Origin of the sequence: Maribacter sp. HS (assembly GCF_048059195.1) — a bacterium.
Taxonomy (GTDB): Bacteria; Bacteroidota; Bacteroidia; order Flavobacteriales; family Flavobacteriaceae; genus Maribacter; species Maribacter dokdonensis.
The window spans coordinates 346926-361316 of record NZ_JAYLVV010000005.1; the positions used below are offsets into that span (position 1 = coordinate 346926).

At 37.1% G+C, this 14391-nt stretch carries 8 protein-coding genes; 1 reads left to right on the forward strand and 7 read right to left on the reverse strand.

Annotated features, from left to right (window positions below; translation table 11 throughout):
• Window positions 1-120: 120 nt before the first annotated feature.
• Window positions 121-2316, forward strand: a complete 2196-nt coding sequence (locus tag VBZ51_RS14375; protein WP_416577378.1) for a PepSY domain-containing protein — start codon at window positions 121-123, stop codon at window positions 2314-2316.
• 64 nt (window positions 2317-2380) lie between these two features.
• Here VBZ51_RS14375 and VBZ51_RS14380 read toward each other — a convergent pair whose 3' ends face one another.
• The 7 genes from VBZ51_RS14380 to VBZ51_RS14410 all read right to left on the reverse strand — a co-directional run bounded on the left by VBZ51_RS14380 (window position 2381) and on the right by VBZ51_RS14410 (window position 14324).
• Window positions 2381-4348, reverse strand: a complete 1968-nt coding sequence (locus tag VBZ51_RS14380; protein WP_416577379.1) for a heavy metal translocating P-type ATPase — start codon at window positions 4346-4348, stop codon at window positions 2381-2383.
• Between the two features lie 44 nt (window positions 4349-4392).
• Window positions 4393-4809 (reverse strand): Fur family transcriptional regulator, encoded by a 417-nt coding sequence (locus VBZ51_RS14385; protein WP_071341937.1) that lies wholly within the window; start codon window positions 4807-4809, stop codon window positions 4393-4395.
• Between the two features lie 384 nt (window positions 4810-5193).
• Window positions 5194-6165: a succinylglutamate desuccinylase/aspartoacylase family protein gene (locus VBZ51_RS14390; RefSeq protein WP_416577380.1), complete on the reverse strand. Its 972-nt coding sequence runs from the start codon at window positions 6163-6165 to the stop codon at window positions 5194-5196.
• Between the two features lie 177 nt (window positions 6166-6342).
• Window positions 6343-7362 carry a glycoside hydrolase family 43 protein gene (locus VBZ51_RS14395; RefSeq protein ID WP_091605061.1) on the reverse strand — a complete coding sequence of 340 codons (1020 nt, stop codon included), beginning with the start codon at window positions 7360-7362 and terminating at the stop codon, window positions 6343-6345.
• 2 nt (window positions 7363-7364) lie between these two features.
• The gene (locus tag VBZ51_RS14400) at window positions 7365-8816 is read right to left on the reverse strand and encodes an MFS transporter (protein WP_416577381.1); all 1452 of its coding nucleotides are present in this window, start codon (window positions 8814-8816) and stop codon (window positions 7365-7367) included.
• A gap of 23 nt (window positions 8817-8839) precedes the next feature.
• Window positions 8840-9994, reverse strand: coding sequence for an endo-1,4-beta-xylanase (locus tag VBZ51_RS14405; RefSeq protein ID WP_416577382.1), 1155 nt, complete (start codon window positions 9992-9994; stop codon window positions 8840-8842).
• Between the two features lie 205 nt (window positions 9995-10199).
• Window positions 10200-14324: a two-component regulator propeller domain-containing protein gene (locus VBZ51_RS14410; RefSeq protein WP_416577383.1), complete on the reverse strand. Its 4125-nt coding sequence runs from the start codon at window positions 14322-14324 to the stop codon at window positions 10200-10202.
• Between the last annotated feature and the right edge of the window lie 67 nt (window positions 14325-14391).

The window sequence follows — 14391 nt, forward strand, 5'->3', positions numbered from 1 at the left end:
CATGTTGACTGCGTTCATTTATTTTTTTGCTTTTTTTACAATCACATTTCCAGATTGGCGCTAAACCGCCATTCTGGAATTTTTTAAATTATATACTGTTATAAAACTACATTCCTACTTATGACCATTTCTATTTGGCGGTATAGTCATCTTACGCTTGCCTTAATTTCATCTCTATTTTTGATGGTGGCTTCTGTTACGGGTATTATACTTGCCGTAGAGCCTATTTCGCACCAAACCAAAGGTTATGCCGTGGCGGATTTAGATCAAGTTCCGCTGGCAACGACCATTACTGCTATTAAAGATTCATATGATGAGGTGTTGGGTTTAGAAGTGGAGTCATCTGGCTTTGTAAAAGTTTCCGTATTGACCATGGAGATGGAAACCTTGGATGTGTATATAGATCCATTTACTGGAGAACAGCTTGGTGAAGTAGAAGAGCGGCCTTATGTGTATACATTTGCTACCAATGTACACCGTTCCCTTTTTTTAAAGAGTATAGGTAGGTTCTTTGTTGGTCTAATTTCATTACTATTATTGATTATTGCTGTTACCGGATTGGTTTTATTAGCTAAGCGCCAAGGCGGATTTTTAAAATTATTTACAAAAGTCCAGAAAGATTACTTTGAATTAAGATACCATGTGGTGTTGAGCCGTTGGTTTTTTATACCCATCATAATTCTTGCTTTTACTGGGGTGTATTTATCTGCGGAAAAATTTAATTTATTGCCGAAAACAACGGTTGATCAGGTTGAGGTACCGGTAAGCAATTCAGCTCAGAAATACGAAAACATTGCAGATATTCCCTTTTTTAAAGAAACCACATTGGCAGAAATACGCCAGGTAGAATTTCCTTTTTCAGATGATCCGGAAGAATACTATCTCATTGCTTTACAGGATAAGGAAGTTGAGGTACATCAGCAAACAGGCGAGATTGTTAGTAAAGGAGATTATCCGTTTGTGACCTTAGCATCAAGATTAAGTTTGGTATTGCATACCGGTGAGGGTAATGTAATATGGTCCGTTATCCTGTTATTGGCGAGTGCGTCTATTTTGTTTTTTATGTACTCAGGTTTCGTGATGACTTTAAAACGGAGAAAGAAAGCTAAAGGAGTTTCGCAAATGCCCGATAAGGATGAATGCGAGTATGTAATTTTAGTAGGTTCTGAAAGTGGTACGGCGTTCGATTTTGCACAGCGATTTTATAACGGATTAACACAAGTAGGGAAGAAGGTCTATTTAACGGAGCTTAACAAGTATAGCGCCTATGCGAAAGCTAAAAATATCATTGTGTTTACATCTACCTATGGTGAAGGTGAGCCGCCTACCAATGCCCGCAAATTCCCTGCGATCTTTTCAACGGTAACGCAGCCAAATGCTATAGCATATTCTGTAGTGGGATTTGGGTCTTTGGATTATCCTGATTACTGTAAATATGCCATAGAGGTAGATGAGCAGATCAATGCAGATAATAAATTTGAAAGACAATTGCCGCTGTTTAAAATTAATCAGGCAGATTTTGAATCTTTTGAACTTTGGTTGATTCAATTTTCCAATAAAGTTGGTTTTACCATTCCGGTAGAGAGACCGTTGATCCATAAGAAGAAATATAAAAAAGTGGACTTTGAGGTGGTGGAGCGAACGGATTTAAATGTAGACGATACTTTTTTATTGCGATTACGACCAGTATCTAAAATTAATTTTACATCTGGGGATTTACTGGCAATATTCCCTAATAATGATGAGATGGTTCGTCAGTATTCCATCGCTAGGGTAGATGGTGATATTTTATTAAGTATTAAAAAACATGAGCTGGGCAGAGGCTCTAATTTTCTATATGGGTTAGAAACGGGTCAATTTTTTAAAGCTGCTATAGATGTGAATCCGCATTTTCATTTACCTAAAAATGCTAAAAATTCAATTTTCATCTCAAATGGTACCGGAATAGCTCCGTTCTTAGGAATGATCTCTGAAAATAAAGCTCAGAATACCACACTGTTCTGGGGAGGGCGTACAAGGGCTTCACAATCGCTTTATGATGATATATTGCAAAAAAGTCGGTCAGGCTTAAAGAATTTCAACCTGTTTCCTACATATTCTAGAGAAGGACAAAGACAATACATACAAGATGCCGTTCTAGAGCAAAGGGAATTGGTCTTGCAGACCATAAATGAAAAAGGTACCATAATGCTCTGTGGATCTTTGGCAATGCAGCATGATGTACTTGATGTAATTGAAAAAATTCTTGAAGGAAACCAACAAATTACATTCGAAGCCTTTGAGCAAAGCGATCAGTTGAAAACGGATTGTTACTGATGTTAAATATACTGGCTACTGTTCCCAGGATTGCTCAATATTTTCATTAAGTTAGAACTAGCCATTAATTCCATTGCATCTTTTGCAAACGCACTGCGTTTAAAATAGCTAGTAGGGCAACACCAACATCTGCAAAAACGGCTTCCCACATGGTAGCCATGCCACCTGCACCCATAGCAAGAACAATAATTTTTATCCCAAAGGCCAAGGCAATATTCTGCCATACGATTTTGCGGGTAGATTTTCCTATTTTAATTGCTGTGGCAATTTTTGTAGGCTGATCGTTCTGTATAATAACATCTGCAGTTTCAATGGCAACATCACTTCCTAATCCGCCCATGGCTATACCTACGTCACTAATGGCCAGTACAGGAGCATCATTGATTCCGTCACCCACAAATGCCACTTTGGTCCCTGCTTCATTTTTTAATTTCTCTACTTCCGCCAATTTATCTTCGGGTAGCAGTCCGCCCTTTGCCCAATCAAACCCTAGTTCTTGTGCTACTTTTTGGGTTATGGAATCTTTATCACCGGATAACATGATAATTTTTTGAATACCCGCCTTACGCATATTCGCAATAGCCAGTAAGGCATCCTCTTTTATTTCATCGGCTATAGTTACGTATCCGGCAAATTTTCCGTCTATTGCCATCATAACTATAGATTCAACAACAGTTTCCGTTTCTTTTGGTATGCTAATGTGGTGGTCGTTCATAAGGGCCTTGTTGCCCACAAGCACAGTTTTGGTATTGACCATGCCTTTTAAACCCTTGCCTGCAATTTCGGTTACTTCTGTTGCTTTATAGGGTTGTGTATTTAATTCATATTCTAAAATAGCCTTCGCAATAGGATGTGTAGATTGAGATTCTATGGCGATCAAGTAGTTCATGAATTCGCTTTCGGTAAAGATCTGATCTTTAACAAGATCCTTTATTTTGAAAACCCCTTTGGTCAATGTGCCTGTTTTGTCCAAAGCTACCGTGTTCACTTTGGTCATGGTGTCTAGAAATGAAGCTCCCTTAAATAGAATTCCGTTTCTGGAAGCTGCGCCCAAGCCGCCAAAATACCCTAGGGGAATAGAAATTACCAAAGCACATGGGCAAGAGATTACAAGGAATATCAAAGCTCTGTACAGCCAATCTTGAAACACATAGTTTTCTACAAAAAAGTAGGGTAGAAAGGTCAGTGCAATGGCAAGGTATGTGACTATGGGGGTGTAAACTTTTGCAAATTTTCTAATGAACAGTTCTGTCTTTGATTTTCTTTCCGTTGCATTTTGTACCATGTCCAAAATGCGGGCAATAGAGCTGTCTTTGTATGTTTTGGTAGTGGTAATTTCGACAACGCCAGATGTGTTGATGCTTCCTGCATAAATAGGAGCTCCCTTTTTTAGGGACATTGGTTTGCTTTCACCGGTAAGTGCCGCAGTATTGAATGTTCCTTTATCAGAAATTAACTGTCCGTCCAATGGTACTTTTTCTCCGGCTCTAACTTGTATTTTTTCTCCAATTTCCACTAGCTCCGGTGCTACTGAAATATAGCTATGATCACGGAAAACCAAGGCGTGATCCGGTCGTAGATCAAGTAAAGCTTTAATATTGCCTTTTGCACGTTTTACAGCGGCACCTTGAAAGAGTTCGCCAACGGCGTAAAAGACCATTACCGCAACACCTTCAGGATATTCGCCTATGGCAAACGCACCAATAGTTGCAATTCCCATTAAAAAGAATTCGGTAAAAAAGTTTCCGTTTTTAATGCTTTTCCAACCTTCTTTAATGACGGGGAAACCAACGGGTATGTATGCTATAATGTACCACCCTAGGCGTATATAGTTGTTGAAAAATGGCAATATGTTGAAATAGTCAATGGCAATACCAATAAGCAACATCAAAAAACTGATGATGGCAGGTAGGTATAGGTTGAAATTTGAAACTTTGCCAGTTCTTTCCGTTGTATGTTCGTTACCGCAACAATGTCCGCATGAACTTTGAGGGGCTTTAGTTGCAGTCTCTTTTATTGGGTTCTTTTTCATAACACCACAAAGGTGGGCAAAACATCAGTGCAACAGAAGTGCATTTAGTGTTGGCTGCAAGAATCGCATACGCCCTTAATGACCAAATTGGCATCTTCGGCTACGTATCCTTGCGGCAGATTTATATGGGGAATTTTATGTTCGGTCAAACAAACGGTTTTGTCACAATTGCCACAATGAAAATGTAGGTGAAGATCTTGATCAATTTCACAATTGCAGCCGGGTTCGCATAGCGCAAATTTTGAGATATTAGTGCCATCATCAATTTGATGTACCAGTCCTTTTTCTTCAAAAGTTTTTAAAGTACGGTAGAGTGTGGTACGCTCCGCTTTGTCAAAAGCATTCTCAATATCTGTCAAAGCAACAGCGGTATTTTTGCTGGCCATATACTTATAGATAAGTATGCGCATGGCGGTAGGTCTGACACTTTTATTTTGTAATGTTTTTTCTATCTCGGTCATGCAAATTATGATTTTGAAATACCCGTAACACTAATGTAATCAATGTATTGGTGTATTTCAACTTCATGAGATCTTTAACTTTAAATTATGTTATTTACTTCCAAATATTGGGGGCATTTTTTGGTGTAAAGTGTTGAGGATAGGAGAAGTAATGGCTAAATGAGCAGTTATTACATTTTTTGGAGCTTTGTCATCTTGCGAAATGCGCTTTAGCAATATATTGAACAAAAGAAAAGTGGTGTTGAATTAAGTTTTAGATGCGCCTAAAAATAAAATAATACACTTTTTTGCTGGTTACATAATGATCCTAGTATCAGTTTAATAACTGTTTTTAGTTGCAGGTGATCTTTAACTTTTTGGGTGATGTGGTTAGGGTTTCTTAATTTATTCTACATCATGCGCAATGTGAAAAATGGCATCACCTTGGTTCACTATTGGAGACTCGTTTATACAAATAATATAGCCTGTTTCTTTCGCTTTTATTTTTTTCTCAAAGTAACCGAACGGTCCGGATATGCTTCCTATTTCATCTCCTTTTTGCACTGATTCGCCCACCTTTATACTTGGGTGAAACATGCCAGAATGTTTTGCTCTGATCCATTTAGAGGCATGCACCAATTTTGGTATGGATTCTTTAAGTGCATATGCTGCCAATTCTTTTTCAAAATTTCGAAGTCCCAAGTGATGCATCAACCGTAAGGCACCTACAACGCCCGTATCCGTTATTTCACTGTCTATTTGAAGCGATTTACCACCTTCATACAACAACACTTTTTTGTCTAATTGATGCAGTGTCTCACGAAAGGATTTTTCCCTTCCGGCGGACTTCACTATAAATCCAGCTCCAAATACTTTTGCCAATGCAAGGCCATCTACATCATCTCTATCTATTCTAATCTGAGGTGCGTTAAAACGGCTATCACCACCCGTATGGTAGTCTATACAATAGTCTATAACAGGTGCTATATCTTTTACCAAATGGTAAGCAAACCTACTGGCTAAAGACCCTCTTAGGCTGCCGGGAAATACCCTGTTCAGATCCCTACCATCTGGAAATTGCCTTGTTTGGTTTAAAAACCCGAAGATGTTGACTACCGGTATACATATGACCATGCCACAATCTGGTCGGTTAAATTTTTTGGAAACTATTTGCCTTACGATTTCAACGCCATTGATCTCATTACCGTGAATACCACCTGTGATCAATAAGGTAGGACCGTCTTTTTTTCCGCGCTGTACTATTACAGGAACCTCGATCTTTGTTCTTGTGTGTAGTTTGGCGATATCTAGATTTAACTGGGCGCCTTTACCTTTTGCTATTGTCTCACCTAAAACCGTGTACTTTTTATTGAACATGTTATATATGTATGTTTAACACTTTGCTGTATAACTTAATTTGTACGTTTTTGTTATAACAAAGTGTAAAATTAGATGATAAATAACTGTCAATGCCAATTATAACAAAAAAGAAGTACCCATTGCTGAAATGTAAACTTTCAACAATGGGTACTTAATGTTCACGTATAGTTCCGGTTAGTTAGTATAGGGTGATATTGTTTTTATATGTCCATCTGGTTGGTGTTCTATTTCAATCATTTTAACCGAACGTAGGTGGGTAACACCACGAGAGAGACTACTGTCATGATAGAATAAATAATACTTGTCTTTTATAGCGCAAATTGAGTGATGGGAAGTCCAACCAACCACAGGCTCCAGAATTCTACCTCCATACGTAAAAGGACCATACGGAGTATCACCAATAGCATAACAAATGAAATGAGTGTCACCTGTAGAGTATGAAAAATAGTATTTGCCATTATACTTATGCATCCATGAAGCTTCAAAAAACCGACGGTCATTATCGGCTTCTAGCAATAGGTTTCCTTCGGCATCCAATATTTGAATTTCCTTAGGCTCTTCGGCAAACTCCAAGAGGTCATCTGTAAGTTTTGCAACTATGGGCAATAAAGCCGGTTCGTTTGGTGTAGGCAATTCATTGTCCTTATTGTAGGTATTGTTTCTGTATTTCTGTAACTGTCCGCCCCAAATACCTCCAAAATATAGGTAATAAGAGCCGTCTTCATCTTCAAAAACGGCTGGGTCTATAGAATAACTTCCTTTAATTGCTTCTGGTTGCGCCTTAAACGGACCAGTAGGACTATCAGAAACCGCAACACCTATTTGAAATATTCCATCAGCCTTTTTTGCAGGAAAATACAAGTAATATGTACCATCTTTATGTGCGGCATCTGGAGCCCACATTTGCTTTTCTGCCCAGGCTACATCATCAACATGCAACGCAATTCCGTGATCCGTAGCTTCACTGTCAATGCTATCCATAGAAAGCACATGGTAATCTTCCATGGCAAAATGGCTTCCTAAATCATCAAATGGAATATCTGATTCTATATCATGCGATGGATAAATATATATTTTGCCATTAAAATAATGGGCAGATGGATCTGCAGTGTAAATGTGTTTCACCAAAGGTTGAGAAACCGCGTTTTTGTTCAATTCGTCAAAGTCAATATGATCTATACTTTCTTCAGGCATAATTAAGCTTTTCTTCTTGTTATTAAATCTTGTTCTATTTGGTTTTCCATTTTCTTATTGATTTCATACAGAAATAATAGGGCAATGGCAATAAAAAATGATATGGCAGGATAAATACTTACCAGCATTTTTGTTCCCTCAATAGCGCTGTCTGGCTGTACAACTGTTTCTGTAGCGGCAAATTTCTTTGGGATGTAATTGTAGAGTCCCAATATCCAAGTTACCAGAGAGCTGCCTATGGTTAATCCCAGTTTAAGCCCGATCATCATGGCAGAGAAAATGATGGCTGTTGCACGTCTGTTATTTTTCCATTCGGAATAGTCGGCCACATCTGCTATCATAGCCCATAAAAGCGGTATGGTTATTCCATAAAAGAAACCATGAAGTATTTGGGATAGAAACATAAGTTCTACAGAAGTAGCGGGGAAAAAATAGAATACCGCTATGAATAAGGTTGACACGAATAAGGCAGAACCAAAAACATCGCGTTTACCATATTTATCCGCTAAAGCTTTAGAAAGTGAAATGCCAACGATCATGAAAATAATTCCTCCGGCATTGAACAGTCCAAAACCAGCGGATATTGGATCATCTCCAAAGAAATTAATCCCAACGGATTTTAAACTATTCAGTAATGGACCTATGAAAGTTTCCAAACTATTGGCATCTACATAATTTTCGAAATAATAGACATAGGATCCGCCCTTCATGGCCAATGTGATAAATACAAGTGTGGTCATCACTAACATGATGATCCAAGGTCTGTTCTTCATTAAGTCACCTAAATCCTCTTTAAAGCTGGATTTTTGTTCCACTGTTGGTATGACCCTTTCTTTAGTGGTAAAAAAAGTAATTAGTAACATTACCGTGCCAATGATCGCCAAATAGGTCATGACAATTTCTATACCTACGGCCTTGTTGCCATTACCAGCATATTGAATAATAGGCAGCATAAAAACCTGAACAAAGAACTGGGCGAACATTACGGCAACAAATCGAAAAGAAGAAATGCTGTTACGCTCTTTCATACTGCCCGTAATAACACCGCTCAAGGCGGCATAGGGCAAATTATTGGCCGCATAAAGTAACAGGAGTAGGGTGTAGGTTACCGCTGCATAGACCACTTTACCCGTATAACTAAAATCTGGTGTGCTAAAAGCTAATAGTGCTACTACACCCAACGGAACCGAGGTAAATAGGATCCATGGTCTAAATTTGCCCCATTTGCTTCTGGTTCTATCCGCTAAGGCTCCTACGATCGGATTAAACGCAAATGCCGCAAGCATACCTACGATGAATATAATCAATGATGCATCATTGGTTTCTAGACCGTAGATATCCGTGTAAAAATATGCCAAATAGGTTACCAAGGTTTGAAAAACCAAGTTTGCCGATAGATCCCCCAAGGAGTAACCTATTTTCTCTTTTAAAGATACTTTATGTTCGTTGTTCATTTAAAGTTGTTTGGTTATAATGTTTAATGAGTGCTGTCTTGCTTAATTTCCAAAACGCTATGGTATGCCGCTTTAGGTTGATATGAACGGTCAAATAACAATGGGTAATTGGTTCTTTTTTCAATGGGCCAGTTATTTAGCCAAGAGTGACCGTCATTAATACCCCAAAAGGTAACCCTGCTGATCTTATCGCTATGTTTCACAAAAAGCTCAAAAATATCTTTGTAGCGTTTTGCCAATTGAGTGGCTACACTATCGGGTAATTGATCGGTATACGGATTCATATGTTCACTGCCTTCAAAATTTTGGCTTACCTCTGCGCCTTCCAGATCCCAAGGGTTAGGTAATACGGTGATGTCCAACTCGGTCATCATCACTTTAATCCCTAAATCTGCATAAGCTAAAATGCTCGTTTCTATTTGTTCTAGTGTTGGGTCTTCTAATCCCCAATGCGCTTGCATGCCAATACCATCGATTTTAACACCTTCCTTTTGCAGCATTTTTACCAATTCAATAGCTCCTTTTCTTTTTTCTACATGGGTCATGTTGTAGTCATTGTAATATAGCTCCGCTTTTGGGTCGGCTTCTTCTGCCCATTTAAAAGAGTTCACTAAATAATCTGGACCTAGCTTTTCTAGAAATAATGAATTACGCAATGTGCCGTCTTCGTTTAGAGCTTCGTTGACTACATCCCAACCGTGAATTTTACCTGTATACCTAGCAGCTATGGTCTGCACGTGATTTTTTAAACTGGCATTCAATTCTTCTGCAGATGTTATCTTCTCTACCCATTCTGCCAATTGACTATGCCAAACCAAATTATGGCCAATGAAGGCTATATTGTTTTTAGTACTGAAATCTATATAACGGTCAGCAGTTTTAAATTCAAATACGCCTTGTTGGGGTTCCATATACATCCATTTCATTGAATTTTCTGGCGTAATGGTATTGTATTCCTTTTTTATTAGGTTGGCGCCAAGACTATCTTTTAATGAAATTAGTGCATCATTTACAGCTGCACCAATTAGAAAGTTATCTGCAAAGGATTCTTTTAAGGAAACTTCTTTTGTTTCTGGTAAAGCAGGTTTTTGATCTGCACAATTTACCATTAGAAAAAGAAGGGCAATAAAAGACAGATTTTTGATTTTTTTAAATAGAGCTGATGGGTTGTTTTTCATATGGAACATAATTGATTTTTAGTTTTTGAACAGACTCTAAAAATACAATTGGCAATTAAGTTCCATTAGAATTTATGGCGCATTAGATGCTAAAATTGTTGCATTATTATCAGTTGACACTAGTAATTGCGGACATTTTGATGATTGTAGGTCTTTAAATTGCAAAAATGATAATTTGCTTAAAACGCAACTAGAAGGATAAAAGTTAAGTAGTACTTTTTAATTCTGTAGGTAGAATTCCAAATTCATTTTTAAAACATTTGCTAAAGTAGGATGCAGATGAAAAACCAACTTTAAAACCAACTTCGCTAATGGAGTCGCTACCGCTTTCAATCATCTGTTTTGCTTTCTTTAAACGGATTTTTCTAATTAGTTCATTAGCCGTCATACCGGTTATGGCCTTTATTTTTCTATAAAGTTGACTTCTGCTCAATGACATGTCATCTGCCAAATGTTCTACATTAAGATCGGGCTCTCCCAGGTTTTCATTTACGTAGTCTAACACCTTTTGCATAAAGGTTTTATCTAAATTAGAGGTGTTATCTAAAAGGGTGATTTTATTCTTGTCGTTAATATTGTTCTCTAAGAATTGCTGTCTGCTTTCTATAAGCCTATTAATGTAAGACTTCAACAGTTTCATTTCAAACGGTTTGTTGAGGTAGGCATCTGCACCAGAATCTATACCCTTAATTTTGTCACTGCTCATTGCTTTAGCTGTAAGCATAATTACAGGTATGTGACTGGTCTTTAAATCTTCCTTTATTTGTTTACAGAATTCAAAACCATCCATTTCTGGCATAATTACATCTGTAATGATAATGTCGGGAATTCCTTTTAGCGCGATTTGTAATCCTATTTTACCGTTTTCTGCCTCTACAACGGTATAATCAGCTCTTAGTTTGTTCTTTAAATAGATTCTTAACTCGGTGTTGTCTTCTACTATTAAAATTGTCTTTTTGTTCTCAGTTTCAAGATCAAATAGCGCATTAGATGAAACATCTTCCATAGCATATTCTTCCTCAATATCCTTATTTGCTTTACCGGTAGGGATACTTAGTTCTGATGAGTCTAAGTGGTCCTTGCCTAGAGGAAACAATAAGGTGAATTTGGTGCCTTGACCGACTTCACTTTCTACTTCAACCATTCCTTTATGGAGTTGTACAAAGCTTTGTACAAGCTCTAGACCAATTCCTGTACCTGAGCTGCCAAAATACTGTTGCGTTTTATCAGATGCTTGATAGAATCGTTTGAATATATGCTCTATATCCTCTTTGTTAATTCCCGATCCGGTATCTTCAATACTGATTTCCAATGCATTTCGGGGAGTAGAATCATTTAAAAGCGGGAAAACTACCTTATGCATGTGGGCATAAATACCTAAGGTTATAACGCCGTTTTCCGGTGTAGCCTTAAATGAATTTGATAACAAATTGAAAATGACCTTTTCAAGTAAACCGGGGTCTCCCCAAAAATCCATTTCAATATTGTCATCCGTTTCTGTACTGAGCAATATATTTTTTTCAAAGGCCTCTTCTTCAAAGTGCTTTGTGATTTCCTTTACAAACTTATAGGCATTTATCTTAGAAGAATTCAATGTCATTTTATGTAAATGCAGTTTTCTAAAATCCATCAGCTCGTCAATTAAATTTTTTAGACGTTGTGCATTCCGGTATATTATTCTATGTTTTTCTTTCAACCCTTTGTTGAGCTTGTAATTATTGGTTTCCATGATATCCATGATAGGATTCATAATCAAGGTAAGGGGAGTTCTAAACTCGTGCGAAATGTTGGTGAAAAATTGAATTTTCTTTTCATTTAGAAGTTCTTCTTGTTGACGTTGTGATCTTTCTAATTGAATAATTCTGCGTTCTTCCCTTCGTTTGTTCAAATACCAATTAATAATATATACCAAACCTATAATGAAAAGTACGTAGGCACCAACGGCCCATTTGGTAGCCCACCACGGAGCGAGTATGGTAATTGGTAATTGCAAGGGGCTTTCTGTCCAAACCCCATCATTGTTGGAGGCTTTTACATGAAAAACATAATCGCCGGGATAGAGGTTGGTGTAGGTGGCGGTTCTATTGTTACCTACATAGTTCCAATTATCCTCTAAACCTTCTAGATAGTACGCGTAATTATTGTTGTTGGCCCTGGTAAAATTAATAGCTGCAAATTCTAGGGTAAAGACATACTGTTTGGCATTTAAGGTTAAATGTTCTACTTGGTCTATGTTTTTTTGTATCGGTGAATCTGTATCATTTGGTTTTACAGATGTGTTGAATAATTTTAAGTCTGTAAAGTAGACTCTAGGTTCATGACCGTTTTTTAAAATGTTCGAAGGGTTGAAATAGTCTATGCCTTCGTAATTGCCAAAATATAGGAGTCCGTCATTGTCTTTGGTTACGGCGTTATAATTAAAGTTATTGGCGAGTAAACCATCTTCTTTGTTGTAGTTGAAGATTTCATTCATATTGGTATCTATCATGGATAGGCCACTATCTCCACCAATCCAAATATTTCCATTATTATCTTCTATGATCGATGAAACATTTTCAAGTTCAAGACCGTTTTTAGTATTGAACCATTCAATGGTATTCTGTTTGCTATTGATTTTGCAAACACCTTTTTCATAGGTGCCTAACCAGATATTCTTTTGGCTATCCTGAAAGAGTGCTCTTGAATTAATATTGTTTTCTACCGAGCTGTCACCCGTAATAATTTCATTAAAAACCTGAGTTACAAATTTTTCTTCATTGTTTTTATAGGCTTTTAGAAGGCCATAAGGACCACCGATCCAAATATGATCATTATCGTCTATAAGAATTGATCGTATATGTCCTTCTTTGCCAAGTGACGTGTTAAATGAGGCGTCAGCATGATTATTAAAAAGTCTGGTTCCTGGGTCAAAGGAGTGTAAGCCTCCAAAAAACGTAGCGATCCATATTTTGCCATTGGTATCTTGAGCAAAGTTTGTAATACTATTGGATGTTAAACCGCCATTCGTATTATTGATAGTATAATTGATGACCTTGTTACCATTTTTAGGTAGGAAGTAGATACCAGAGCTCCATGTACCTGCCCATAAGTTTTCATCGTTATCTAAGAACAAGGTTTGAATATCTAATTTTTCTAAGGACTTGTAATTTTGGTCATCGCTTAGGTGATGAAATTCTTGTGTTTTTAAATTGTATTTATCAATACCGCCGCCATCCATACCGATCCACAAATTTTTATCGGTATCTTGAAGTATACCTGTAACAGAAGGAGATTGTAATGAGTTTGTACTATAGGGCAAACTTTGTATGTCTTGAAACTTATCGTAGAATTTGTCATATACCCCAATACCTTTATTATAATATCCCAACCAAATTCGATCTTGGTTGTCTACGAAAACCGACCAAATTGAATTTGATCTAATACTGTTTGGGTCAAACTTATCATAAGTATAATTGTAAATAGGATTTCCAAATGTATCCAATACAAAGACGCCATCATTTTCAGTAGCGCAAATTATGGTTTGGTTATCAAGCTTTTTAATACCGAATATTCTTTTATCGGTAAATGAAAATTGTTGGGAACTAAAAACGCCTTGATCATTTCTAGTTAGTTTTAATAGCCCTTTAGAAAAAGTACCTACCCAAATATTATGGTTTTCATCAACCGATAACGACTGTATGGCGTAGCTATTTTTATCGTTGCCTATTTTTTGTTCGTTTAGAATATCTTTTTCTGCATTGTAGTGATATAGACCTAAATTAGAACCGATCATCATATTGCCGTGGGGTAGAGAAACAATAGCATTAATGACAGACTTGCTGCCGTTTGAAGCTAAAGCATCTCTAATTTCTGAAATTTTGTTTGTGTTAGGGTCTAAAGTGTAAAGGCCATGTGCTTGGGTACCTATAAACAATAACCCTTTTGAGCTCTCATTTATAGAGAAAACAGGTACATCTTTTATGCCTTTTGAATTATAACTTGTAAAATTGTTCAAAGTTCTATTGTAAAGATTAAGACCTTTACTAGTGCCCACCCAAAGTTGATCTTTTGAGTCTAAGTAAATAGTGTGCACAATAGAACTGTTAATTGAAGTACTATCTGTAGAATTTTGCTTAAATGCCTTTAAATCGGTGCCATTATAGTTGTAAAGCCCTTCACCATATGTTGCAATCCAAATAAGTCCGTCGTTATCTTGTAAAATTCCCGTAATGGCACTTTTTGGTATGCCTTCATCTATAGTTACAAAATTATATCTATCGGCAATAGTTTGCGACTGCCCAAAGGTGGCTAAGCTTATTAAGCATACTATAATTGCGATATTAAGTCTCATAAACTTTAACTTTAATTAAAAGAGGTGCTTTTAAAAATATAATTATTTAAAGGCTTAAATATGATTG